At 71.3% G+C, this 24,189-nt stretch carries 20 protein-coding genes, 1 tRNA gene and 1 pseudogene; 11 read left to right on the forward strand and 11 right to left on the reverse strand.

Going from position 1 to position 24,189, the window contains the following annotated elements; translation table 11 throughout:
* Window positions 1-103 precede the first annotated feature (103 nt).
* Complete coding sequence (locus tag OV079_RS13555; RefSeq protein WP_267768818.1) at window positions 104-805, forward strand: hypothetical protein; 702 nt, start codon at window positions 104-106, stop codon at window positions 803-805.
* 18 nt (window positions 806-823) lie between these two features.
* A complete protein-coding gene (locus OV079_RS13560; protein WP_267768819.1) occupies window positions 824-1,930 on the forward strand; it encodes a Ca2+-dependent phosphoinositide-specific phospholipase C in 1,107 nt (368 codons plus the stop codon).
* Between the two features lie 4 nt (window positions 1,931-1,934).
* Here OV079_RS13560 and OV079_RS13565 read toward each other — a convergent pair whose 3' ends face one another.
* The 3 genes from OV079_RS13565 to icmF form a co-directional block, all read right to left on the reverse strand.
* A complete protein-coding gene (locus tag OV079_RS13565) occupies window positions 1,935-2,855 on the reverse strand; it encodes a hypothetical protein (RefSeq protein WP_267768821.1) in 921 nt (306 codons plus the stop codon).
* 137 nt (window positions 2,856-2,992) lie between these two features.
* A complete protein-coding gene (locus OV079_RS13570; protein WP_267768822.1) occupies window positions 2,993-3,550 on the reverse strand; it encodes a hypothetical protein in 558 nt (185 codons plus the stop codon).
* Between the two features lie 92 nt (window positions 3,551-3,642).
* A complete protein-coding gene (icmF, locus tag OV079_RS13575; protein WP_267768823.1) occupies window positions 3,643-6,969 on the reverse strand; it encodes a fused isobutyryl-CoA mutase/GTPase IcmF in 3,327 nt (1,108 codons plus the stop codon).
* A 646-nt stretch (window positions 6,970-7,615) separates the two neighbouring features.
* Between icmF and OV079_RS13580 the strand changes: the two genes are divergently transcribed.
* The 4 genes from OV079_RS13580 (at window position 7,616) to OV079_RS13595 (ending at window position 11,015) form a co-directional block, all read left to right on the forward strand.
* A complete protein-coding gene (locus OV079_RS13580; RefSeq protein ID WP_267768825.1) occupies window positions 7,616-8,068 on the forward strand; it encodes a hypothetical protein in 453 nt (150 codons plus the stop codon).
* A 121-nt stretch (window positions 8,069-8,189) separates the two neighbouring features.
* A complete protein-coding gene (locus OV079_RS13585) occupies window positions 8,190-8,555 on the forward strand; it encodes a hypothetical protein (protein WP_267768826.1) in 366 nt (121 codons plus the stop codon).
* Complete coding sequence (locus tag OV079_RS13590) at window positions 8,510-9,658, forward strand: serine/threonine-protein kinase (protein ID WP_267768828.1); 1,149 nt, start codon at window positions 8,510-8,512, stop codon at window positions 9,656-9,658. The genes OV079_RS13585 and OV079_RS13590 overlap by 46 nt, the downstream gene beginning before the upstream one ends.
* A 199-nt stretch (window positions 9,659-9,857) precedes the next feature.
* Window positions 9,858-11,015, forward strand: a complete 1,158-nt coding sequence (locus OV079_RS13595; RefSeq protein WP_267768829.1) for a 30S ribosomal protein S1 — start codon at window positions 9,858-9,860, stop codon at window positions 11,013-11,015.
* 580 nt (window positions 11,016-11,595) lie between these two features.
* On the opposite strand, the gene OV079_RS13600 is transcribed toward OV079_RS13595, so the two are convergent.
* Window positions 11,596-11,928 carry a hypothetical protein gene (locus OV079_RS13600; RefSeq protein ID WP_267768830.1) on the reverse strand — a complete coding sequence of 111 codons (333 nt, stop codon included), beginning with the start codon at window positions 11,926-11,928 and terminating at the stop codon, window positions 11,596-11,598.
* Between the two features lie 324 nt (window positions 11,929-12,252).
* Between OV079_RS13600 and OV079_RS13605 the strand changes: the two genes are divergently transcribed.
* Window positions 12,253-12,618, forward strand: a complete 366-nt coding sequence (locus OV079_RS13605; protein ID WP_267768832.1) for a hypothetical protein — start codon at window positions 12,253-12,255, stop codon at window positions 12,616-12,618.
* Window positions 12,619-14,688: 2,070 nt separating this feature from the next.
* Here the strand turns inward: OV079_RS13605 and OV079_RS13610 are convergent.
* Window positions 14,689-15,558 carry a sigma factor-like helix-turn-helix DNA-binding protein gene (locus tag OV079_RS13610; protein WP_267768833.1) on the reverse strand — a complete coding sequence of 290 codons (870 nt, stop codon included), beginning with the start codon at window positions 15,556-15,558 and terminating at the stop codon, window positions 14,689-14,691.
* A gap of 50 nt (window positions 15,559-15,608) precedes the next feature.
* Between OV079_RS13610 and OV079_RS13615 the strand changes: the two genes are divergently transcribed.
* Window positions 15,609-16,751, forward strand: coding sequence for a patatin-like phospholipase family protein (locus OV079_RS13615; protein ID WP_267768835.1), 1,143 nt, complete (start codon window positions 15,609-15,611; stop codon window positions 16,749-16,751).
* 93 nt (window positions 16,752-16,844) lie between these two features.
* Here OV079_RS13615 and OV079_RS13620 read toward each other — a convergent pair whose 3' ends face one another.
* Window positions 16,845-17,525 carry a hypothetical protein gene (locus OV079_RS13620; protein WP_267768836.1) on the reverse strand — a complete coding sequence of 227 codons (681 nt, stop codon included), beginning with the start codon at window positions 17,523-17,525 and terminating at the stop codon, window positions 16,845-16,847.
* Between the two features lie 98 nt (window positions 17,526-17,623).
* On the opposite strand from OV079_RS13620, the gene OV079_RS13625 reads away from it, so the two are divergent.
* Window positions 17,624-18,346, forward strand: coding sequence for a hypothetical protein (locus OV079_RS13625; protein ID WP_267768837.1), 723 nt, complete (start codon window positions 17,624-17,626; stop codon window positions 18,344-18,346).
* Window positions 18,268-18,660, forward strand: a complete 393-nt coding sequence (locus tag OV079_RS13630; protein ID WP_420829406.1) for a ribosomal protein L7/L12 — start codon at window positions 18,268-18,270, stop codon at window positions 18,658-18,660. Before OV079_RS13625 ends, OV079_RS13630 begins: the two co-directional genes overlap by 79 nt.
* A gap of 1,041 nt (window positions 18,661-19,701) precedes the next feature.
* Here OV079_RS13630 and OV079_RS13635 read toward each other — a convergent pair.
* Window positions 19,702-19,773: transfer RNA gene (locus tag OV079_RS13635), tRNA-Val, on the reverse strand.
* Between the two features lie 128 nt (window positions 19,774-19,901).
* Window positions 19,902-20,303, reverse strand: a complete 402-nt coding sequence (locus tag OV079_RS13640; protein WP_267768840.1) for a helix-turn-helix domain-containing protein — start codon at window positions 20,301-20,303, stop codon at window positions 19,902-19,904.
* Window positions 20,304-20,809: 506 nt separating this feature from the next.
* Between OV079_RS13640 and OV079_RS13645 the strand changes: the two genes are divergently transcribed.
* Window positions 20,810-21,838: a hypothetical protein gene (locus OV079_RS13645; RefSeq protein ID WP_267768841.1), complete on the forward strand. Its 1,029-nt coding sequence runs from the start codon at window positions 20,810-20,812 to the stop codon at window positions 21,836-21,838.
* 151 nt (window positions 21,839-21,989) lie between these two features.
* Here the strand turns inward: OV079_RS13645 and OV079_RS13650 are convergent, their stop codons facing one another.
* From OV079_RS13650 to OV079_RS13660, 3 genes and pseudogenes are all read right to left on the reverse strand, one after another.
* The gene (locus OV079_RS13650; protein ID WP_267768842.1) at window positions 21,990-22,655 is read right to left on the reverse strand and encodes an esterase/lipase family protein; all 666 of its coding nucleotides are present in this window, start codon (window positions 22,653-22,655) and stop codon (window positions 21,990-21,992) included.
* A gap of 118 nt (window positions 22,656-22,773) precedes the next feature.
* Window positions 22,774-23,511 (reverse strand): annotated as a pseudogene (locus OV079_RS57840) (prolipoprotein diacylglyceryl transferase); the annotation flags it as partial.
* A 9-nt stretch (window positions 23,512-23,520) separates the two neighbouring features.
* Window positions 23,521-23,895: a TraR/DksA family transcriptional regulator gene (locus tag OV079_RS13660; protein ID WP_096334152.1), complete on the reverse strand. Its 375-nt coding sequence runs from the start codon at window positions 23,893-23,895 to the stop codon at window positions 23,521-23,523.
* Between the last annotated feature and the right edge of the window lie 294 nt (window positions 23,896-24,189).

The raw sequence follows: 24,189 nt of genomic DNA on the forward strand, positions 1-24,189 counted from the left end.
GAACAAGGTCTCCGGGGCGTGCGCTTGCCCGGCACGGTTCGGCCTGCCACCCTCCGCGACCATGAAACTCCGCGCGAGCCTTGGCCTATTCGCCTCGATCCTCATGACCGCGTGCGGTGACAGCGGCGGCGCCTCGACCGGCACCGGGACGACGACCGGCACCACCACCGGCGGCCCCACCGACCCCGGGCCGACCACGAGCCCGACCACGAGCACCACCACCTCGACCGATTCCGGCGGCGAGAGCCTGGGCGAGACCACCTCGACGACGCTCGCCACCACCTCGACCGACTCCACCGATACGGGCGTGGCGACCGACACCGACGCGACCTCGACCACCGCGGGCCCCGACAGCACGACCACCGCGGGCGAAACTACTTCGTCTGGCTCTTCGGACAGCTCGTCCGGCGACCCCGTCGGCGAGCCGCTGGCGATCACGCTCCAGGACATCGTCATCTACGCCAATTGTCAGCCGATCGTCGATCCCGACAACATCCTCGGCTGGTGGACCGTCGCCTACGACAATACCAAGGGCGCGGCCACCGGCTCGGCCGAGCTGACGAAGGCGACGCTCACGTTGTCGCCGAACGACATGCCGAGCGTCCACGACATCACCGTGCTCCCGGCCCAGAGCGGCCCTGTCGGCCCCGGCGAGACGCTCCATCAGGAGCAGATGAAACAGAAGGGTGCCCCCACCCCCGGGTGCGGCTTCTGCAATCAGCCCTACCGGCTCGACCTCACCTTCGTCAGCGGCGGCGTCGACGTCCCCGTGGTCCACGAGGCCACCCTCGACTGCGTGTACTGACGCCGGTACGCTGGCGGCATGACGCGCCTCGTGCCGCCGTGCTGCCTCGCGTGGACGCTCGCTGCTTGCGGCGCGCCCGTCGTCACCACCACCGACGACGCCGGTACCACCACCACCAGTACCACCGGCACCACCACGACCGGCACCACCACGACCGGCACGAACGCCCCCACCGGCGATACCTCCGACACCGCCCCGACCACCACCGGCGCCCCCGACGGCCGCCTGCGCCTCCACCAGCTGCAGGCGCTCGGGACGCACAACAGCTATCACCTGTCGCCCGGGACTCTGGTCAAGGAGTGGGACTACACCCACTTGCCGCTCGATCAGCAGCTGGCCCAGCAGGGCGTCCGCAAGTTCGAGCTCGACCTGTGGTTCGGCGGCGTCGGCGAGCCGATCGCCGTCTATCACATCGACCTGCTCGACACCGCCTCGACCTGCGCCACCCTGGTCGACTGCTTGATGACCTTGAAGACATGGTCGGACGGACATCTCATGCATCACCCGCTGTACGTGATGCTCGAGGTCAAGAGCGCGTTCGATCAGGCCACCGCGCAGGAGCTGCTGGCGACCCTCGAATCGCAGGTCCTGTCGGTGTGGCCGGAGGAGCGGCTGGTCGTGCCCGACGACGTCCAGGGCGGTGCCGCCAATCTGCGCGACGGCGTGGCCGCGGGCGGCTGGCCGGCGATCGACGACGCGCGCGGCAAGCTCTTGCTGGTGCTGCACGACGGCGGCAAGTGGCGCGAGGTCTACACCGCCGGCGGCACCTCGACGGCCGGGCGCCTGCTCTTCCCCGACGCATTCGGCGACCTGACGCTGCCGTTCGCCGCCGTCCACTCGCTCAACGACCCGGTCGGCGACGCGGCGCGGATCGACGCCGCGGTGGCGGCCGGGCACCTCGTGCGCACTCGCGCCGACGCCGACAACGTCGAGCCGAGCGCCGGCGACACCGCGCGCGGCGACGCGGCGCTGGCCAGCGGGGCGCACTTCATCAGCACCGACTATCCGCCGCCGAAGGGCGCCAAGTACGACTACGTGTTCGCCATCCCGGACGGCACGCCGTCGCGCTGCAACCCGCGCACGGCGCCGCCGGACTGCACGCCGGCGGCGATCGAGGCGCTGTGACGCGCTACTGCATGATGCCGCAGATGCCCACCGTCTCGTAGCCCGGCGTCGCCGCGCCCTGCTCGAACCAGGGCACGCAGCTCAGCGTGTCGTCGTACTCGAGGCAGCTGTCGGGCGATTCGAGGTCGCACCACACCGAGCAGCAGTACGGGGTTTTGCAGGTGGGCAGGTTCTCGCCGAAGATGCACAGGTTGCCCGGGTCGCAGCCCGACAGCGCGTAGCAGGAATCGCCGTACTTGCCGAGGTCGGGGAACACGCGCGGCATGCAGACGAAGTGCGGCGCGCCGAGGGCGGCCTCGTTGGGCACGCACGTCTCGCCGGGGCTGCAGTCCTGCAGCAGCGGGTCGCACTTGCTGAAGCAGACCGGGACCGTCGGCTCGAACAGGAAGGCGCAGCGGTCCTCGGGCTTGGGGCAATTCGGCGCGTCCATGTTGCCGGTGCAGTAGGCCACGCAGGTCGCCTTGCCGGTGTTCTCGAGGTCGAGGCAAATGGAGCCTCTGTCGCAGTTGTCGATGCCGTCGCCGAACTTGCCCGGCACCACGCAGTCCTCGCCCGGCAGCGCGGGGTTGAGGTCGACCGGGACGCAGCGCGTGCCGTTGGGGAACGGCCCGCCGTCCTCGTTCCACGCGGTGCACTTCTGGTCGGCCGGACAGTCCTGCATGAACAGGTTGCACTGCCCGCCCACGCTCCCCATATCGTCGATCGTCATCGTCGTCGTCGGCGGCGGCTCCGAGGTCGACGTCGTCGCGGCGGTCGGGCTCGTGGCGGTCGACGTGTCGCTGTCGGTGGTGGTCCCTGGGGACGTCGTCGTCGTCGTCTCGGCGCCCGCGGTGGTGCCCTTGGGCTCACGCGAACAGCCGACCGCGAGGGCGACGATTCCGGCGAGGGTGGACAGTTGGACGGAGGTTCGGGTCAGGCGTCCCACAACGGCAGCGTAGCGCAACCGCGGGCGGAGGGACGTGTGCAACTGTCTGCGCAACGCCGGCTCGCGACGAAGCCGATCGCGCGGTCGCTCGTGGCGACAGTGCGACCGGCTCCAGCGGTACGAAGGGACCGTTGTGCTCAGGCGACGCGGTAACGGGTGCCGCGGGCCTTGCCCGTCCAGGTCACCTGGCCGGCCTCGATCAGGCGGTTGACCGCCGAACGGACCTGCATGTTGGTGCCACCGACGCGCCGCTGGATCTCGCCGGCGCCGGCCGGACCGCCGATGGACTTCAGCGCCTCGAAGACGCTGTTGTCGAACGCCTCGCGGCCCGTGGGCGTGCGGGTGTTCACCTCGGCAGCGGGCTCGGCCTTGGCGCCCTTGCCGGCCTTGGCGGGCGCCGCGGCGCTGTCCTTGGCGGGGCGGGACTCGGCGGGCGCTTTCGCCACCGGCTTGCGGCCGGGCCGCCCGGGGCGACCGGCACGCGGTGCCACGATCGTCGCGGGCTCGCGGGCGGCGCCCTCGGGGTTCAAGAGATCCTGGACGGTGATCGAGCTGAGGAGCTTGCCCAGCTCACCCTTCGACAATTGATGCAGTTCGCCGAGCGTCAGCTCGGAGTTCTGGCGCAGCAGATCCACCAGGATCTGGCGCTTACGGCCTTCGACCGCGGACACCAGGGACACGTCGTACTTGGACATGGCCGTTAGGCTAGCACAAGACTTTGGACACGATGGAATCTATTTGCACACTCACAGGCAATTTCATCCCACCTGACCTGCATCCTCAGTCCTCACATCGAGCGACGATACTCGCCGCCCACCTCGAACAACGCCCTGGAGATCTGTCCCAAACTGCAGACTCGTGCCGTCTCCATAAGCGCAGCGAAAGTGTTGCCACCCGACAACGCGACTTGCCGCAGCCGCTCGAGCGCCGCGGGTGCCGCCTCCGCGTGACGGGCCTGAAACGCCCGCAAACGGTCGATCTGAGCGGTCTTCTCGGCGTGGCTCGCGCGGGTCAAGTTGAGGCCGGCCGCCTCCTCGTCACCTGTCCGGTTGGGGTTGATGAAGGTGTTCACTCCGATGATCGGGAGATCGCCCGAATGTTTGCGCTGTTCATAGAGCAGGCTTTCGTCCTGGATCTTCCCTCGCTGGTATTGCCGCTCCATCGCCCCGAGCACTCCGCCGCGCTCGTCGAGTCGGAGGAATTCGGCGAGCACCGCCTCCTCCACCAGTTCGGTCAGCTCTTCGACGATATAGCTGCCCTGCAGCATGTTCTCGGTCTTCGCCAGGCCCTGCTCGCGGGTGATGATGAGCTGGATCGCCATGGCCCGCCGCACGCTCGCCTCGGTCGGCGTCGTGATCGCCTCGTCGTACGCGTTCGTGTGCAGGCTATTGCAGTGATCGTAGTAGGCGAAAAGCGCCTGCAACGTCGTGCGGATGTCGTTGAAGTCGATCTCCATCGCGTGCAGCGAACGGCCGGACGTCTGGATGTGATATTTCAGCTTCTGACTGCGCTCGTCGGCGCCGTAGAGGTCGCGCATGGCGATGGCCCAGATCCGGCGCGCGACCCGGCCGATCACCGTGTACTCGCTGTCGAGGCCGTTCGAGAAGAAGAAGCTCAGGTTGGGCGCGAAGTCGTCGACGCCGAGGCCGCGGGCCCGGTAGTACTCGACGAACGTGAACCCGTTCGACAGCGTGAACGCCAGCTGCGTGATCGGGTTCGCCCCCGCCTCGGCGATGTGGTAGCCGCTGATCGACACCGAGTAGTAGTTCCGCACCTTCTTCTGAATGAAGTACTGCTGGATGTCTCCCATCATCCGCAGCGCGAACTCGATCGAGAAGATGCAGGTGTTCTGGGCCTGGTCCTCCTTGAGGATGTCGGCCTGCACCGTGCCGCGCACGACCTGCAGCGTGCGATCGGCGATGACCGCCCGCTCCGCTTCAGTGACCGCGCGCCCGAGCTTCGCCTCTTCGCGCTCGACCTGCTGATCGATCGCGGTGTTCATGTAGAAGGCCAGCAGGATCGGCGCCGGCCCGTTGATCGTCATGCTGACGGACGTCGCCGGATCGCACAGATCGAAGCCCTGATACAGCAGCTTGGCGTCGTCGAGCGTGCAGATGCTGACACCGCTCTCGCCGATCTTGCCGAACACGTCGGGCCGCTCGTCGGGGTCCCAGCCGTACAGCGTCACCGAGTCGAACGCCGTCGACAGCCGCTTGGCCGGCTCGCCCGCCGACAGGTAATGGAAGCGCTCGTTGGTGCGGGCCGGCCCGCCCTCGCCGGCGAACATCCGCTTCGGATCCTCGCCCTCGCGCTTGAACGGGAACACGCCGCCGGTGAACGGGAAGGAGCCCGGCAGGTTCTCGAGCAGTCCGAACCGCACCAGCGCCCCCGGCTCGTCGTCGCGCGGCGTCGCCACGCGCGGCTGCAGCGTGCCCGACAGCGTCTGCACCTGGGTCGGATAGCGGACCTGCGACTGCCGGATCTTCACCACGAACTCCGGCTCGCGATACGCCGCGAACAGCTTGGGCAGCTCCTCGAGCGCCCGCCGCGTGTCGGAGTCGAGCTGGCCGCGCAGCTCCTCGAGCTTGCGCGAGAACGCCGACGCGTCGGCCTCGTCGGCCAGCAGGCGCTGCGCCGTCGTCAGCGCCCCGATCTCGCGCGCCAGCTGGACCTGCCGCTTGACCCGCGCCTTGTATCCGCGGACCTGTCGCACGATCTCGGCCAGGTAATGTTGACGCTCCGACGGGATCAAATCGCTGATGTCGGACACGACCGCCCGCAGCTCCGCGGGGATCGAGCACACCCACGGCGCGTCCGGCCGCCGCTCGCTGAGCGCCCCGCACAGCGCCGCGTACAGCCCGTTGACGCCGCGATCGAAGAATCGACTGGCGACGGTGCCGAACACCGGCAGCTTGTCGTCGGCCACCGAATACGGGATGTCGCGGTTGCGCCGGACCTGCTTGCGGACGTCGCGGAGGGCGTCCTTGCTGCCCTTGTGTTCGAACTTGTTGACCGCGATGAATTGCGCCGCGTCGAGCATCTCGATCTTCTCGAGCTGACTGGGCGCGCCGTACTCCGCGGTCATCACGTAAAGGCAGAGGTCGGCGATTCGGGTGACCTCGGCGTCGCCCTGGCCGATGCCCGACGTCTCGACGATCACCAGATCGTAACCGACGCGCTGCAGCAGCCGGACGATGTCGTCGGTCGCCCGCGACAGCTCGACCCCGGCCGCGCGCGTCGCCAGGCTGCGCATCATCACTCGAGGATCGCGCAGCGCGTTCATGCGGATGCGGTCGCCGAGCAGCGCGCCGCCGGTGCGCCGCCGCGTCGGATCGACCGACACCACCGCGATCCGCCGATCGGCGTGGTCACGCAGCAGGCGCGCCAGCAGCTCGTCGGTCAGCGACGACTTGCCCGCGCCGCCGGTGCCGGTGATGCCGAGCACCGGCGCCCGCTTCTCGCCCGCGTCGGCCTGCAGCGCCGTCAGCAGCGGCTGCTCGCCGCCCGCCGCGACCGCGGCCTCGACCGCCGTCATCAAGCGCGCCAGCCGACTCTTGTGATCGGCCGCGGTCAACGCCCCGGGCTCGCGCAGCGCCGCCAGCTCGGCCAGCGGATCGGCCGGCGCGGTGGCGAAGTCGGCGCCCGCGAGGATCATGTCGATCATCCCCGTGAGCCCGTGACGTCGCCCGTCCTCGGGGCTGAAGATGCGCCGCACCCCGTACGCGTGCAGCTCCTCGATCTCGCGCGGGACGATGACGCCGCCGCCGCCGCCCCACACCGTGATGTGCTCGGCCCCCTTCTCGCGCAGGAGGTCGACCATGTACTTGAAGTATTCGATGTGGCCGCCCTGGTAGGAGCTGACCGCGATCGCCTGCGCATCCTCCTGGATCGCCGCGTCGACGACCTCCTCGGCGCCGCGGTTGTGCCCGAGATGGATCACCTCCGCGCCGCCCGCCTGGAGCACCCGCCGCATCACGCCGATCGCGGCGTCGTGACCGTCGAACAGGGCGGCGGCCGTCACCACGCGGATCTTGTGGCGCGCGACGTAGCGCTCATTTTCTGCGTTCGCAACCGGGTTTACAGGGGTAGCTTGCTTTGGATCGACGCTGGCCATGGCTTCCGGGCGACCTCGGCGGTCAGCTTAGGCCCGACCTGAGAGCCCCGGGCCGGGTTTTTTTGCTTGAGGTCGCGGCTTGCCTCACAATCGTCCCAGGTATGACATCGGCACACAGAAGCGCCTTTATGACCACCCTGAGGGTCGCGCTGCTCGGCGCCTTGCTCGTACCCACGAACGCCGACGCCGCCGGCAGCGGGCGGCTCGGCTGGTCGAACGCCCCGCGCTGGCGCCTGCCCGCCGTCCGCCCGCCCGACTGCCCGCAAGGCTACGCCGGCGACCGAGCTCTGGTACAGGTCGCAAGCGCCAGGTGCAAGGAGACAGGTCCTCCGGGACAGGCGCAACCGCGACCGACGGCCGCGCGTCCGTCTGCGCGGCCGGCTACGCAGGCGCGCCCCGAGCCGGCGCGCGCGCCGGCGCCCGTGTGGACGCCGACCGCTACCACCGCGGGCCCCGACGCGACCGCGCTGATGGCGATGAGCGCCGCGCGCTGCCACGACTACTTGCGCGAGCGCGAGGTCGAGTTCGTCGCCCTCGATCGCGACGAGGCGCCCGAGGTCGCGATCCCCGTGCGTCTGCGGGGCTCGATCGCGGGGGTCGCCTTCACGATCCCGTGGAGCTCCGATCTCGAGCGCGACGCCCACGCATGTGGGACTGTCGCCTGGTCGCCGCTGTGGTGCCGCTCGCCGAGTGGCTGCACGCCCGGGGCGTCACCGAGGTGCAGTATTTTTCCGCCCTGCGCCGGGGCAAGATCGTGCAGCAGAAGCCGAAGAGTCAGCACAACCTCGGCCTCGCGCTCGATCTTTACGCCGTGCGACGTGGGAGTGACGCGGCCGCCACGGTCGAGGACCACTATCCGCGGCGGACGCTGCGGCGCTGCCCGGGGCCGGGAGAGCGCGGGCCCGGAGCATCACCGTCGGCGGGAGCCCCGGCCTCGGAGCTCCTCCTCGGCCTGGTCTGCGTCGCCACCGAGGGCGGGCTCGTACACACCCTGCTTACACCGGATCACGACCGGGCACACGCCAATCACCTGCACCTCGACCTCAAGGCCGGCCAGAGCAGCCCTGCCGACCCGTTCGTCAGCTTCCACGGCACCTGAGTGGCGGCGCCCCCGCTCGCTGCGGCGGGCGGAGATTTCGCCGGAGACGCGAATCGAGCCTACTCCTCGCGCCGATGGTGGCGTGGCGGCCAAGACGATACACTCCCGAGCCAGTCGACGAATGCCCCCGCTTCCGAAGAGCCGCCCCGCGAACGCCTCGCTGAACAAGAGCGAGATGGCCAACAGCGCCGCGTCTTCGTCGACGCTCGAGGTCTCATTCAACGAAGATGTCGGTCGCGTCATCAACGGCCGCTACGAGCTGCTCGGCGTCATCGGCGAGGGCGGCATGGGCGTCGTGTTCGAGGCCCACGACCACCGCGTCGATCGCCGGGTAGCGATCAAGCTGGTCCGTCGCGAGTGCCTCACCGACAGCAAGTTCATCATCCGCTTCCGCCGCGAGCTCGAGGTCACCGCCCATTGCGCCACCCCTCCACCATCCGCGTGTTCGAGCACGGCGAGTGCGAGGACGGCCGGCCCTATATGGTGATGGAGCTGCTCACCGGCACCAGCCTGTGCGAGCGGCTCGAGCAGGGCAAGATCCCCGAGCTGCAGGCGCTGCAGTTCGCCAAGCAGATCGCCGAGAGCCTCAGCGAGGCCCACGAGAACGGCATCTTCCACCGCGACCTCAAGCCCGACAACATCTTCATCGAGACCGTCGGCGTCAGCACCGTGGTCAAGGTCCTCGACTTCGGCATCGCCGGTGGCGTCGACGCCATGCGGCTCACCCGCGCGGGCGAGGTGTTCGGCACGCCGCAGTACATGTCCCCCGAGCAATGCAACGGGACGGACCTCGACCACCGCACCGACATCTATTCGCTGGGCTGCATCCTCTACGAGATGATCGAGGGCAAGCCGCCGTTCTCGGCCGAGAGCCCGATGGCGACGATGCTCAAGCACGTGCGCGCCAAGGTCCCGACCCCGCGCAACGGCTCGCAGTTCACCGCCAAGCTGCTCCAGCTCGCCCTCCGCAAGGACCGCACCAAGCGGATCCAGAGCGCCGGCCGGTTCGCCGAACTCGTCGGTCAGGCCATCGGAGCCGTGCGCGCCGCCGAGGAGGGCCGCGTCGTCCACATCCCCGAGCTCAGCAACCAGCACACGGGGCCGTTCGCGGCCGTCGGCACGCCGCAGCGGGTCACGATGAACGGCGCCCTGCCGCCGCAGGAGTCGAACCGCAACCTGTTTATCGCCATCGGCGTCGGCGTCGCCGTGCTGCTGGTGGGGATCGCGCTGATCTTCCGCGGCGGCGACGAGCGCGCCGGCGACGACGCGACGTCCCCGGCCGAGGCGAAGGCAGCGCAGCCGATCGGCTCCGAGGGCCTGCCGAAGAACCGCGCCTTCATCAAGGCCAACATCGAGGGCGCCAGCGTCCACGTCGACGGCGCCTTCCAGTGCAAGTCGCCGTGTGAGATCACCGTCCCCGTCGGCGACAACCGCTCGCACGAGATCCGGCTGACCCTGGACGGCTATATCGACGTGGTCCAAAACTGGCGCCCGCTCACCGTCACCGACAGCTTGCCGCCGTTCCCCGACCTCAAGCCCATCTCGCCCGTGCTCGAGGTCAAGTCCCCCGGCAAGAAGCGCCCCGGCTAGGTGCGTGGCTCACGGCGCGCCGCGAAGCCGCCGTCTTGTGAGGCCGGGCCCTTGTCCCGCGGGGTCGGCTTTGCCAAGCTTGGCCCCCCATGGCCCAGCAGCAAGATGAAGACTTCGCCGCGATGTTTGAAGCCCAGGGTGCGCAGACGCGCGCCAGGCTGAGCAAGCGCGTGCGCCCGGACAGCTCGTCGAGGGTCCGGTGGTCGAGATCGGCGCCGACAGCGTGTTCCTCGACATCGGCGCCAAGAGCGAGGGGCGGATCGAACGCGCCCAGCTCCTCGACAAGGAAGGCAACCTCAAGGTCAAGGTCGGCGACAAGCTGCGAGCCACCGTCGCGTCCGTCTCGGGCGACGGCATCCAGCTGGTGGTCGCCATCGGCAAGGGCGGCATCGACACCCAGTCGCTGGAGCTCGCGCTGCAGAGCGGCGTGCCCGTCGAGGCCACCGTCACCAAGGCGGTCAAGGCCGGCCTCGAGGTCGAGCTCGGCAGCGTGCGCGCCTTCTGCCCCGCCTCGCAGGTCGACCTCGGCTTCGCCCAGGACCTCGAGCGCTTCGTCGGCACCAAGCAGTTCTTCAAGGTCATCGAGATCCGCGACGGCGGCCGCTCGGTCATCGTCTCGCGCAAGGCCGTCCTCAAGGACGAGCGCGAGAACCAGGCCAAGGCGGTGCGCGAGCGCCTCGTCGTCGGCGCCGAGCTCGAGGGCATCGTCCAGACCATCCAGCCCTACGGCGCCTTCATCGACCTCGGCGGCATCGAGGGCATGGTCCACATCTCCGAGCTCGGCCACGGCCGCGTCGACAAGATCGCCGACGTGATCAAGATCGGCGAGACCGTGAAGGTGCGCGTGCTGGCGGTCGAGCCGCGCGGCACCAGCCCGACCGACCTCAAGATCAGCCTGTCGATGAAGTCGGCCGATCAGTCGACCGAGTCCGCCCCCAGCGCTGCCGTCGAGCAGGTGCTGCCGGGCAAGGTCGGCCAGGTCACCAACTTCGGCGTGTTCGTCGACACCGAGATCGGCCGCGGCCTCGTCCCGACCAGCGAGCTCGGCCTGCCGCCCAACGCCGACCCCAAGCGCGCCTTCCCGGTCGGCAAGGACGTCGAGGTGGTCGTCCTCGGCCGCGGCGGCGGCGAGGGCAAGCTCCGCTTCAGCATTCAGGGCGTCGCGGCCGCCGAGGAGCGCTCGGCCTTCAAGACCTTCGCCAAGGAGGCCAAGAAGGGCGCCGGCGGCGGCAAGGGCCTCGGCAGCCTCGGCGACCTCATGAAGGACCTGCAGGGCAAGCTCCCCGACGCCAAGCCCGCCCAGACGCGCGAGGGCGCCGGCGAGGCCAAGCCGGCCGCCACCCGCCGCCGCGCCTGAGCCCCTCCCGCTGAAATCGGAGCAGCGTCCGCGCGGCTCCGATTTTCTTTTGGTCGCCGCGCCCAGGCGAGCGCCCCACGACGCCCATTGCCATCGCCGGCGGAGCGCCCGCCGATAGTCGACCCCTGGCCGCCCCGTCATGCCGCGATCGGCCAGAGCAGCATCGGCCGAGCCCCGCTCACATAGGACCTGGAGGACATGTCCATTCGGACATGCCCCTTGGGACAACGTGACGACACCCCCCGCCGGCCACATCGCCGCTCACATCATAACCCCGGACATGTCCCCTGCCGACGACAGCCGCGCGTCGGCGACCCTCGCCCTACCCACCGCGCATGTCCCCGGGCCGACGACAAACGCGGACGACGACCCTCGCCGCATGGGACCCCCCGGGCGTGTCCGCTGCCCGACGACGACGCTCGGGCGACGACCCTCGCCGCTGACATCGGACCCACCGGACATGTCCATCCGGACAGGCCCATGGGCCCGCCCGCTGACGACCGCTCGGCGCCGCTCACATAGGGTCTGGAGGACATGTCCATGCGGACATGTCCTCATCGGGCCTCGCGCCCAGGTGCTGTCATTTGCAGGACTCGGCCAGCGCGGTCTTCACCTTCGAGCTCGGGCGCTTGGCCAGGATCTGCGTGACCTTCGCCTGCGCCTCGCTGGTCCGCCCCATCCCGCACAGCGCGCGGATCCGGCGCTCGTCGAACTTGTCGACCAGCTGCCCGCCCGGCAGCTCCTTGTCGTGCTGCTCGACGTAGGCCAGCGCCTGGGCCCAGTTGCCCGCCTTCAGCGCCTTGTCGATGGCGCTGAGGTACTCGAGCTCGACCAGCACGCGGCCCGGATCGGCCGCGTCCGCCTGCTCCTTGCGCTTGGCCAGCGGGTCCTCGGCCTTCTCGACCTTCTCCACCTTCTTGGTGCCCCCCGAGCCCGACTTCGTGCCCGAGTCCGCCTTTTCGGCCGGCGGCTTCTTCGGCGTCGACGAGGTCCCCGTCTTGCCCGGCTTGTCGGATTTGGGCGTGGTCGGCTTGGGCGTCGTCGGTCCGGGCGTCGTCGGCGTCGGTGTCGTGGTCGGTCCCGGCGTCGTCGGTCCCGGCGTCGTCGGTCCCGGCGTCGCCGGTCCCGGTGTCGCCCCGTCGGGTCGGGACCGACCGGCGAAGGAACAGCCTCGGGCCCCACGGCCGGCGGCGGCGCGACCGGCTCGGGCGTCGTCTCCGGCTCGAGCGTCGGCTCGATGTTCGCCGGCGCCTGCGACCGCTGCCACGCCAGATACCCGCCTCCGCCGGCGATCCCCAGCACCAGCAAGCTGACCACCACGAGCGCCATCGACCCGGGCATCAGCCGCCGCGGCCGCTCGTTCAGGTCGCGCTCGGGCACGTCGAGGTCGGCCACGATCGAGCGCGAGCGCTGCGGCCCCGGCCGTCCCGCCGCTGCCGGCTGCGGCCTCGGCGGGTGTCCCCAGGGACCTGCCGCGGGCGGCCCTGGCGGCTGCCCCACCATCGGCGGCGCGAAGGGTTGCGGCCCCGGCGGGACCTGTCCCCAAGGACCTGTCCCGGGAGCTGCCACCGGCCCCTGCTGCCCCGCCGGCGGCGCGAACTGAGGCCCTTGCGGGACCTGTCCCCAGGGACCTGTCCCCGGAGCCACCACCGCGCCCTGTTGCCCTGGCGGCGGGTTCGGCGGCGCGGATTGAGATTCCTGCGGGACCTGTCCCCACGGACCTGTCCCGGGAGCCACGACCCCGCCCTGCTGCCCCGGCGGCGGGTTCGGCGGCGCGAGTGAGATCCCTGCGGTCCCCCGCTCGGCGGCGCAGATGGGGCCCGGGCGGTCCGCCCATCGGCCCGAATTGGGGTGCCGGGGGGCCGCCCATCGGCGCGGATTGAGATTCCTGCGGTCCGCCCATCGGCCCAGATGGGGCCCGAGCGGTCCGCCCATCGGCGCGAGCGGGGTCCCGGCGGGCCGCCCATCGGCCCGAATTGGGGTCCCTGCGGTCCCCCGCTCGGCGCCACGGATGGGGCCCGGGCGGGCCGCCCATCGGCGGCGCGACTTGGGGCCCGGGCGCGGCCTGTCCCCAAGGACCTGTCCCCGGAGCCGCTGCTCCCTGCTGTCCAGGCGAAAGCAGCGCCCCCGGTTGCCCTGTCGGAGGCTGTCCCCAAGGACCTGTCCCAGGGGCCATCATCGGCCCCGGCTGCACCAGCGACAACGGCGCCCCTGGCTGGCCCGGCAACACCTGCCCCAAAGGACCTGTCCCAAGGGCTTCTAACACCCCCGGCGGCACCTGTCCCGAGAGACCTGTCCCGGGAGCCACCCCCGCCCCCTGGGGCACTGGCGGCGAGCCCGCGGTCGGCGGCGCCCCCTGCTGCCCTGGCAACACCTGCTCCGAGGGACCTGTCCCCGGCGCCATCAACCCTCCCGGAGGATGACCCGAGGGACCTGTCTCCGCAGGCATTGGCGGCACCGCATGCCCTGCCACCGCTGCACCGACCACGATCGGCGCCCCGCTCCCCGGCACGGCACTCCCCGGCCCAGCCCCCGGCGGTGGCATCACGATGCCGGGCGTGCCGGGGTTCCCCGCCGGTCCCCATGCGATCGGCGCCCCGCCCGGCGCAACGGGCGACGGCGTTCCACCCACTGGCGGTCCCGATGCAGCCGCCGCAGGCGCCACCAGCCCCGCACCGGGCCCTCCTGCCCCCTGTGCAATTGCGCCCGGCCCATGTGCGTGACCAGCCTCCGAGCCCATGTTGGGCGGAGCAGGCCAGCCTCCTGGCGCACTCCCCCCAATCCCGGGAGGCGGTCCCCAAACGGGTGCACCCGCCGGCGGCGCATTCATCCCCGGCAAAGGCCCGCCCGCTGCGCTCTGCGCCGCCGGACCGATGCCGGCCGGAGCAGGCCAACCCCCGGCGCACTCCCGCCAATCCCCGGGAGCGGTCCCCCCGCCGGCACACCGCCTGGCCCTCCGGCCAGCTGTGCATTCGCGCCCGGCACAGCACCTGGTCCCCCCAGCCCGCTGCCAGGCGGAGCAGGCCAGCTACCGGGCCCCGCTCCGCTCGGTCCAGCACCTGTCCCTGCGGACATCTGCCCACTCGCGCCGATCCCGGGCGGCGGTGCCCACGCGGGCCCACCACCTGTCCCGCCGGCCATCTGTGCATTCGCCCCGAGCGGCCCCGCGCCGATCCCGGGCGGAGCAGGCCAGCTCCCCGGCGCCCCCGCGATGCCGCCGCTCGGTGCCGAACCTGTCCCTCCGACCATCTGCCCGCTCGCCCCGACAGCGGGCGGCGGTGCCCACGCGGGCCCACCACCTGTCCCTCCGGCCATCTGCCCGCTCGCCCCGACAGCGGGCGGCGGTGCCCACGCGGGCCCACCACCTGTCCCTCCGGCCATCTGCCCGCTCGCCCCGACAGCGGGCGGCGGTGCCCACGCGGGCCCACCACCTGTCCCTCCGGCCATCTGCCCGCTCGCCCCCGGCCCGGCGCTGGCCGCAACACCCGGACCTCCGAGGCCGATGCCACCCGGAGCCGCGCCCGTCAATGCAGAGCCTGTCCCTCCGGTCATCTGCGCATTCGCGCCGAGCCCGGGCGACGGGGTCCGCGCAGACGCACCACCTGTCCCTCCGGTCATCTGCTCACTCGCCCCGCTCGCGGCTGCAGGCGCACTCCCTTCGCCCACCTGGCCGTCACCCGGCCCACGGGCAAAAGCCTCCCCCGGCCCGCCCGGCGCCACACCGGCCACCAGCCCCCCCGGGCTCAGCCCCGCCACCTCGAGCAGCGACCCGCCCGGTCCCGCCGCGCCTGTCCCCGCGGCCGCCGAGCCTCCCGCGCCCGAGGCGACCATCCCCGCCTGTCCCTGCAGGACCTGTCCCTTGCGCCAGCTCCGACCCGGCCGCCGGCAGCGGCTCGCTCGTGGCCCGTCGCAGGCTGATCGGCATCACCCACTGCGAGTGCGGCGGCTCGGCCCCCTCCGGCGTCAGCGACCGCGGCGCGAGTCGAGCATCCAGCGCCGCCAGCTGCAGATCGCGCTGCACCGGCGGCGGATCGAGCACTCGCACGAGATCGTTGAGCACCTCCTCGGCGCCGGCCACCGCCGTGGCCGCCGCGAAGTCCCGCACCAGCTCGACCACCTGCGCCCGCGCCGTCTCGAAGCCGACGCCGAGCTCGGCCGAGATCTCCGGGACTCGCAGACCGCCGAGCTCGGACAGCACGAACACCTCGCGCGCCTGCGGCGCGAGACCGGCGAGGAAGCGCGTCAACACGTCGGCGCCGGGGAACTCCGTCGGCACGTCCACGGTCGAGGCCGGCAGCTCCTCGCGGTACCACTCCGCCACGCGGCGCGTCAGCGTGACCAGCCGAGCGCGCGCGATCGCCGGCTCGCGCAGGTCTTCTCCGCGCCCGTGGGCCATCACGAACGTCTGCAGGGCCACGTCGTCGAGCACGGACGACGGGATGCCGAACAGGCGGGCGGCGGCTCGCACCGTGGCGAAGTGCTGGTGAAACGCATCGCGCAGCCCGTGCGCATTCGATTCGGCGGCCTTCGTGGGGTCGTTCAACGCGCTCGCGAGTATGCCCGCACGTCACGCCCTGGTGCTAGCCTGCCGACGTGGCCACCTACGGGCTCGTCCTCACCGGCGGCGGAGCGCGAGCCGCTTACCAGGCAGGCGCCATACACGCCCTGGCCGAGCTCGCCGGCGTCCGCAAGCTGCCCTTCCGCGTCCTCGCCGGGGTCTCCGCCGGAGCGATCAACGCCGCCTTCCTGGCCGCGCACGCCGACGACTTCCCCCGCGCCGCCCGGATGCTGCGCGACTTCTGGCACCGGCTCACGCCCGACCACGTCTACCGGACCGACATGCCGCGGCTGGCCGCGATCGGCTCCAGTTGGCTGCGCGACCTCAGCCTCGGCGGCCTGCTCGGCGCGAGCCCGACCAACTTCCTCCTCGACACCGCGCCGCTGCGCGGCCTGCTGGCCGAGCGTCTGCCGTTGACGCGGATCGGCGAGCACCTGAGCACCGGCCGCCTGCGCGGACTCGCGGTCACCGCCACCATTATCTCACCGGCACCGCCGTCACCTTCTTCGAGGCCGACGCCGAAGCCCGTCCGTGGGTGCGGAGCACCGGCTCGGGCGACGCACGAAGTGCGCCTCGAGCACGTGCTCGCCAGCGCCGCGATCCCGCTGTTCTTCCCGCCGGTCGCCATCGACGGCGCCTTCCACGGCGACGGCTGCGTCCGCATGCACGCGCCCACGAGCCCGGCGATCCACCTCGGCGCCGACCGCTTGCTCGCGATCGGCATCCGCTACGCCCGCACCGGCGACCAGACGCTCCAGCTCAACGACGAGGCCCGCAGCGATCGCCTGGCCGTCGCCGACATCGTCGGCGTGCTGCTCAACGCCGTCTTCCTCGACTCGCTCGAGGCCGACCTCGAGCTGCTCGAGCGCATCAATCGGACCATCGCCCACGTCCCGCTCGAGCGCCACGCCGACATCCCCGGCCGCCTGCGAGCGATCCCCGTGCTGGCCCTCCAGCCCTCGCAGGACCTCGGGCGCATGGCGGTCGATCAGTACGACGAGTTCCCGCGGGTCGTCCGCTACCTCCTGCGGGGCATCGGCGCCACCGGCGAGCGCGGCTGGGACCTCCTCTCGTACCTGGCCTTCGAGCCAGGTTACGTCCGCCGCCTGCTCGAGCTCGGCTACAGCGACGTCATGGCCCGCCGCGACGAGCTCACCGCCTTCCTCGCCGACCTCTGACCGCCCCGGCGCGGCGCAGACTTCTCACGTCCTCCGAGACATGCCCCCGAGGACCTTTCCCTCAAGACATGCCCCTCAGGACATGTCCCCCGATCACAACGCGCGCTGCGCCGCCTCGACCAGCGACCACAGCCCGAACACCATCGCCGCGAACACGGCGGCCTGGGCCGCGAGCACCAGCACGAAATTGTCGCGGGTCACCCCGCACACCCCGGCCACCATCATCAGCCCGCCGCCGAACAGCGCGGCGTAGACCGCGGAGCCGAGGAACGGGCGCGCCTCCGGGGCTCCGAGCAGCGGGATCAGGGCCAGCGTCACGAACAGGAGCCCGCAGCTGAACCGCGCCACGAGGCCGAAGAAGCCGGCGTAGCCGCGAAAGCGCGTCAGCAGCGGGATCACGGCCTGGAACGCGCCGACCACCGGCACCAGCCACAACGCCAGGCGCGTGGTGCCGAGCGCCGTCGATGCCACCTGCGCCTCGGCCGGGGCCACGCCGGTGGCGACCACGGTGTCGACGATCTCCTTCGTCGCCGCCACCAGGCGCGAGAGGTTGCGCAGGCTGGGTCCGGCGCCGAACGAATCGAGCTGCTGCAGCGCCGGGGCGATCAGCGGCTTCACGCTGTCGAGCTCGCGCGAGCCCTCGATGTGGCGGCGCATCGCCTCGACCCCGAACACGTCGGCCGTCGCCGGGCCCCCGGCGCGCACGTCCACCAGCGGCAAGAAGAACGACGCGGCGAGCAGCGCCCCGCCGATCGACGCCGTCACTTTGGTCAAGCTCAGGGGCCCATCGGTCACTCGCACAGGCTAGCGGGCCGAGCGCGGCCCCGAAAGTCCCGCTTGCACGGGCGCGCCCGCTCGCGTCCCATGACCCCGTGCTGCTCCGCCCCGGCCGTCCCAGCCTCCGCATCCGCGCCGCCCTCGTCGCAGTTGCCGGCCTCGGCGCCCCTGCCCCCGCGGACGCGCACGAGCGCGGCCTGTCGCAAGCCGAGCTGCGAGTCGCCGACGCGCGGCTCAGCGCCGAGCTGGTGTTCGCCCGCCCGGAGATCGTCGAGCTCGTGCCCGGCGCCGACGCCGACCGCAGCGGCCACCTCGACGAAATGGAGCTCCTGTCCGTCGAGACATTGCTCAGCGAACAGGTCCTCGCGGGCATCCAGATCTCCCTCGGCGCCGTCGCCTGCCCCGGCGCGGTCGACAAGCTCACCTTCGTCGAGGAGGACGGCCTCGCGGTCTCGGTCGGCTTCACCTGCCCCCGCCCGATCGACGCCTTCACCGTCCGCTTGCCGCTGCTCGCCCGCCTCGCCGGCGGCCACCGGCTGCTCGGCCATGTTGTCTTTCAGGACATGTCCTCGCGGCCAGATACGCCGCCGCTCGACTTCGTGGCGCACCGGCGCAGAACCGCGCTGACGATCCGCCGGCCCGAGCTCGCGCCCGCCCCTGCGCCGCAGCCCGCCCCACCGCCCGCCGCGACGTCCATCACCGCCGCGCCGGAACCCGCGATCGCTCCTGCGCCGCCAAGATGGCCGTGGCTGCTCCTCGCGGCCGCGCCCGCGGGCCTCGCGGCGGTTTTCCTCCTCCGGCGCCGCCGACCCGCGTAGGATCGCCGGGTGACCGACGCCGACATCCGCGAGCTCGTGCGCCACGGCGCGACCATCGAGGCCATTCGCCGTCACCGCGCCCGCCACGGCGGCACGCTCCTCGCCGCCCGCGCCGCGATCGAGGCCCTCCGCTGGGAGTTCACGCAGGCGTCCGGCCCCGCGCTCTCGGCCTTCGAGGCGGAGATCGATCAACTGCTGCGCAGCGAGCAAAAATCGCGGCGATCAAGCGCTTCCGCGAGGTCCACGGCGTCGGCCTCAAGGAGGCGAAGGACGCCGTCGACGCGCGCGCCGAGGCGCTGGCGCGGCGCCGCTGAGACCGGGCGCGGGTCCTGACTGCGCCGTTCCTCGACCCGCGACGTCCCGCCATTCACGTCGCTCGTCAATCCGGCCGCTCGTCGCCCGGACGAGACGACGGCGCCACACGCCGTATCTCGTGACCCGCGACGTCATCAGCCCACGACGCACGTGAAACGAGGAGCGGCGCCACACGGGAGCGCCCCATAGCCGTTCGGACAGGCCGAACCTCGCACCACCGCCAGTCTTTTCTGGGCGCACGCAGCGCCTCCCGGACGGACCTGCAGGAACAGTCGAACTGCGACGACTCCTCAGGAGCATCAGCACACCGAAGCACACCCCATGACCCTTCGGCCAGGCCTTACCGTTCGCCGAAGAGCAGATGGCTGTGCACAGCCGCCGACATTCCCGCCTGCCCCCGATGCTTCCCCGGCGAACAGGAGAAGAACCGTCGCGCCGCGAAGAAACCTCAGGGGATCCGCGCACCGCAGAGCGGCGTATGCCCTTTCGGACAGCGGCTCTGGAAGGCCGTCGAGCTGCGACGACCTTCAATACGGAACCACGCTCGGGCCAAAAGGTTCAGCGCACCGAAGAACGCACATGACCTTTCAGACAGGCCGATCGGACGCCGACGAGTCCGCGATGGTGCGCCGCCGCCCCGTCAACAAGTATCAATCTCGCACACTCTTCGCATGGCTTTTCGGACAGCCCGCGCTTTCGCCGGGAGACGTTCGGGCGCCGCCGCTCCTTGCTCACCCGCACCGGGCCTGGGAGACACCATGTCCTTTCGGACACATCGACTGGACCCGCACGATGGCGCGACGCCGCGAGCCGCCGCCTCGTTGAGCCCGACGCCTTCGGAACGCCGTCGACTGGCGACGCCCATCCGCGATGCGCGCGCTGCCCTCGCGCCCGCGGGGCTCCCCGAGTCCAGCGCCGTACGAGCGCCGCCAGCGCAGCGCCGCGAACGCCTCGCGTCTGCCCAGCGGCCAGCCGGGCGACCAGACGACGAGAGCCGCCCTGCGGCGGCTCTCGTCCCATGAACTGGGCAGATTCAGTTGTGGGCGCGATAGGGATCGAACCTATGGCTTCCACCGTGTGAAGGTGGCACTCTACCGCTGAGTTACGCGCCCGCAGCGGGTGGAGGCGCCTTATAGCCTTCCTCGCTCCCGACCGCAAGCCCCCACGTTGAGCTCCGCCAGCCTGAACTGGACTGGCGGGCAGGCGGCCGCGGTGCGAAACCGCGGCCTGCCGCCGGGTTTCAGCCCGGCTCCATCCCGCGGGCTTGCTTGATGAGCTCGCGGAGCTGCTTCGCGCCGAGCTGGCCCGCGGCGGCGGCCAGCTCGTTGAGGAGCTCGGACTTGCCGCTGTTGCGGTGCTTCGTCTTGGGCAGAAGCTCGCTGGGGTCGCACCCGAAGGCCTGCGAGAGCAGCAGCAGCGACTCGATCCGCGGGGCCTTGTAGCCGAGCTCGAGCTTGTTGACGGTGGTGACCGTCAGCCCGGTGGCCTTGGCGAGCTCCTCGATCGTCATGTGCGGCCGCCAGCCCGTCTCGTTCTGCCGCTTGCGGCGCGTCTTCGGCGGCGGCGTATTCATTCGCCACTGGCGAATGCGCTTGCCGATCTCTTGTGCAACTTCGTTCTCGTTCATGGTCCCGTCGCTCATCTGTGGTGGATTGGGGAGAGTCAGACCATGACACATGATTCCTGGCGCTTAGAACAGTCTCCCAATGGAGATAACTCATGGGGGAACCCGGCCCCAGCGACAGGACCTCTGGGACCTGTCCTTCGGGACCGCCTCCAACGGTCCTATCGCGCACCAGAACCTTCAGGCATGCCCCAAGCGCCAGCACGGGAAGGCCAGGTGCCATGGGTCACATGCGCCCGACGATCCGCGCCTGGCCCTTGGCACAGGCGGAGGCGGCGCTGCGATCGTCGACGGCGTCGCGCTGGAACGCCGCTCGAGATCGAGGCGCGAGAGCGGCGAGACGGGGCCGATCTCGGTCGGGCGAAGCGACGCGCGCGTCGGCGATCACGGCCCTCCGGCCGGCGGCCGTGAACGCCCGGGAAGCGTCGGACGGCGGTCGGACTTCGGCGGGCGAGAACCGCCCCGGAACCGGCTCGGACGGGCGAGCACGGGCCCGCGCGGCGATCTTCGCTATCGTGGAAACCATGCGCAGCGTCCGCCTCTTCGGGCTCCTCGTCACCACCCTGTTCCTCCCCGCCTGCCCCATCGGCCTGTTCGGCGACGGCGACAGCGACGGCGACGACGACGACGACGACAGCAACGGCGCCAACGGCTTCGTCTCCGCCACCGACGGCGCCACTGCAGGATGGACCGGCGACACCGCCGGCGGTTGGGACAGCGGCGATCAGCCGACGACCACCGGCATCGAGATGACGGGCGCCGACAACGAGCCCGAGGCCGGCTGTCCGTGCGCCGAGGGCACCGAGCTCGTGTACGTCCTGTCCGATGTCGGCTCGCTGTGGAGCTTCGATCCGAAGTCCGGCTCGTTCGCCTTCATCGCCGACATCCACTGCGGCGGCATGACCGAGACCTATTCGATGGGCGTCAGCCGCAAGGGTCGCGCCTGGATTCAGTACTGGAACGGCGACCTCTACACCGTCGATCTCAATGACGCGAGCGACCCGGTCGAGTGCAAGGATCCGGGCTTCGTCCCCGACAATCCGATGTTCCCGCAGTTCGGCATGGCCTTCGTCGCCAACAGCCTGAACGACCCGTGCGACAAGCTCTACGCCCACTCCGGCATCTCCCCCGACCTCCAGGGTCCCGACGTCGGAGCGCTCGGCGTCATCGATCCGCAGACCCTCGAGCTGTCGACGATCGCCGGCATCGACTACGCCTGGGGCGAGCTGACCGGCACCGGCACCGGCCGGCTGTTCGCGTTCCAGGGCTCGTCGCCGGCGCTCCTCACCGAGTACGACAAGGCCACCGGCGACATCATCGACGTGCTCCCCCTGCCCGGCCTGCAGAGCGAGAGCGCGTTCGCCTTCGCCTGGTGGGGCGGCGACTTCTACCTCTTCACCTCCACCGGCGACTTCGTCACCAACAGCGAGGTCTGGCACCTCGACTTCGACAACAGCGACGACAGCGACCAGGCGCTCACGCTGCTCACCCAGGCGCCCATCCGGATCGTCGGCGCCGGCGTCTCGACCTGCGCCCCGCCGCTGCCGATGTGACGCGCGACTGTCGATAAGGACATGTCCCATCGAACATGTCCTCATCGACATATCCACAGCCACTCATTCGGTCGGTACCACCCGGCGCCGCTGCGGCACGCCGTGAGCCCCGCCCCAATTCCTCGAGCCCGCCACCGGACGGGCGCTCTGCTCATTCGGTCGCGGCCAGGAACGCCGCCGCGCGGGCCAGCACCGCCGGGCGCCACTGCAGCACGCTGTGGGCCCCGCCCACCAGCTCCGGATCGATCCCCGGCAGCGCGGTCTCGGCGACGCCGACCAGCCCGTCGTTGTTGCCGGCGATCCAGCGCGAATAGCCGCGCTCGCCCTTGTGCTTGCCGCCGGCGAGGATCAGCACCTGCGCGCTCGTCGGCGGCGGCGGCAGCGTGGCCGCGTGATCGGGCTGCAGCACATCGGCCGCGGCGCCGTACAGCCAGCGGAACGGCTTGAACCCGCGGAAGCGGGCGGCCAGCGCCGCGCCCTGGTTCGGCGGCGCCAGCATGGCCACGCGCTGGCGATGCGCCTGCTCGGCCGCGCCGGGCCGCGCGAGGTAGGCCCGCGCGACCAGCCCGCCCATGCTGTGGGTCAGGATCCCGAGCATCGGCACCTTCTGGCCTTCGAGCCAGGTGGCGATGAACTGCTCGAGCCGCTCCGCGTGGCGCTCGAGGCTGTCGCTGCGCGTCGCGTAGCCGAAGGCCGCCGCCTGGAAGCCGCGGTTGCGCAGATACCGGACCACCGGCCACAGGCCCACGCGCGAGCGCAGAGCCCCGTGGATCACCACCACCGGGATCGCCGGGCGCGTCACGTTCGCGGCGTCCACGGGCCCCCTCCCACTGCCGGGCCACGCCCGGCTGCGCCGCCGCGCGCGCGGACAGCATCCACCACGCGACCGCGGCCGCCAGCAACAGCCCGAGGCCCGAGACCTGATGCAGCCGCAGCGGTCCGAGCGTCAGCGGCGACGCGTCGAAGCGCAGCGGCTCGAACAGCACCGCGCGGCCGAGCAGGAACACCGCCGCGACCGCGAGGAACGTCTGACCCGAGAACCGCCGGAGCCGGCGCATCAGCAGGCCGACCCCCAGCGCCACCGCGCAGGTCGCCGCGAGGTAGAGCTGGACCGGATGCACCGGCGCCGACGTCGCCTCGCTCAGTCCGGGCAGCCCGGGGAACGCCGCCGTGTGCAGCAGGAACGCCGGCGAGCCCGCGGGGTACGTGACCCCGAGGACATGTCCGAAGTCACCTGGCCCGACGTACATGCCGAAGTCGGCCCCGGCGAAGAACGCACCGACGCGCTCGAGCACCCCGCCGAGCGCGACCGCCGGCGCCCAGCAGTCGAGCCAGGCGAGCGTCGGCACGCGGAAGCGGCGGCAGCCGATCGCCGCCACCGCCAGCGCCGCGAACAGCCCGCCGAACACTGCCAGGCCGCCGGCCGGCAGCGAGCGCAGGTGCGACAGCTCGAGCGCCTGGCCCTGCTGCAGCAGGTAGCTCGCGCGCGCCGCGAGCAGCCCGGCGATCGCCGACAGCACGAACACCGTGCCGAGGACCTCGGTCGGCAGCTTGTCGCGGCGAGCCAGCAGCAGGGAGAGCAGCCAGGCCGTCACCAGCGCGACGGCGACGGCGAGCCCATACGGCGTGATGGCCCACCCGAGACCCGGGAGGGTGAACAGCTCGGGCGCCATCGTCGCGGGTCACTCTTCGGCGTAGACCGCCTCTTCCTTCTCTTGCGCCTCTTTACACTGGATGCACAGCGGCGTCTCCGGCCGTGCTTGCAGGCGCTTGAGCGAGATCGGCTCCTCGCACTCCTCGCAGGTGCCGTAGGTGTTCTGGTCGATCTTGCGGAGCGCGAGGTCGATCTTCTCCATCAAGAACTTCTCGCGCCCCCGCAGGCGGAAGCTGAACGCCTGCATGTACTCGCTGGACGCCTGGTCGACCTCGTCGAAGCGATCGTCGGGCGACAGCACCATGTCGCTCTCGAGCGTACGCTGTGCCTGACTGATGAGGGCGTTCCTCCGCTCGATGAGCATCGCGCGGAATTTCTCGTTCTGAGCTTTCGTCAAGGCCATCGTGACGACTCCGTCCTCTCTGGGGTGCGCACCGAACAGATCCCCGGTCAGGCAGTGTGGGGCCCGGGCTCGCAGGTTGTCCAGGGCGGACCGCCAGAATGGGGCGGCAGGGTAGCTTAGCGAGTGTCCTGGGTAAACACCCCGCGGACAAAGAAGCTCAGGAGTTCGTCAGCGAGCCGATCTGGATCGGCGAAGGGCGTGGCCGGCGCCGCGGAGGCGACACCGGCGTCGTCTGGCCCGCTCGCTGCCGACGACGCCGAAGGCTCGCTCGCTTCGCCCGCGAGCGCAGTCGGC

Origin of the sequence: Nannocystis pusilla, assembly GCF_026626665.1 — a bacterium.
Classification (GTDB): Bacteria; Myxococcota_A; Polyangia; order Nannocystales; family Nannocystaceae; genus Nannocystis; species Nannocystis pusilla.

Bases quoted from the DNA above. Each gene is read 5' to 3' on its own strand.
- OV079_RS13555 (WP_267768818.1), top strand. From the start codon at position 104: ATGACCGCGTGCGGTGACAGCGGCGGCGCCTCGACCGGCACCGGGACG.
- OV079_RS13560 (WP_267768819.1), top strand. From the start codon at position 824: ATGACGCGCCTCGTGCCGCCGTGCTGCCTCGCGTGGACGCTCGCTGCT.
- OV079_RS13570 (WP_267768822.1), bottom strand. From the start codon at position 3,550: ATGTCCAAGTACGACGTGTCCCTGGTGTCCGCGGTCGAAGGCCGTAAG.
- icmF (WP_267768823.1), bottom strand. From the start codon at position 6,969: ATGGCCAGCGTCGATCCAAAGCAAGCTACCCCTGTAAACCCGGTTGCG.
- OV079_RS13580 (WP_267768825.1), top strand. From the start codon at position 7,616: ATGTGGGACTGTCGCCTGGTCGCCGCTGTGGTGCCGCTCGCCGAGTGG.
- OV079_RS13585 (WP_267768826.1), top strand. From the start codon at position 8,190: ATGCCCCCGCTTCCGAAGAGCCGCCCCGCGAACGCCTCGCTGAACAAG.
- OV079_RS13605 (WP_267768832.1), top strand. From the start codon at position 12,253: ATGTTCGCCGGCGCCTGCGACCGCTGCCACGCCAGATACCCGCCTCCG.
- OV079_RS13630 (WP_420829406.1), top strand. From the start codon at position 18,268: ATGGCCGTGGCTGCTCCTCGCGGCCGCGCCCGCGGGCCTCGCGGCGGT.
- OV079_RS13640 (WP_267768840.1), bottom strand. From the start codon at position 20,303: ATGAGCGACGGGACCATGAACGAGAACGAAGTTGCACAAGAGATCGGC.
- OV079_RS13645 (WP_267768841.1), top strand. From the start codon at position 20,810: ATGCGCAGCGTCCGCCTCTTCGGGCTCCTCGTCACCACCCTGTTCCTC.
- OV079_RS13660 (WP_096334152.1), bottom strand. From the start codon at position 23,895: ATGGCCTTGACGAAAGCTCAGAACGAGAAATTCCGCGCGATGCTCATC.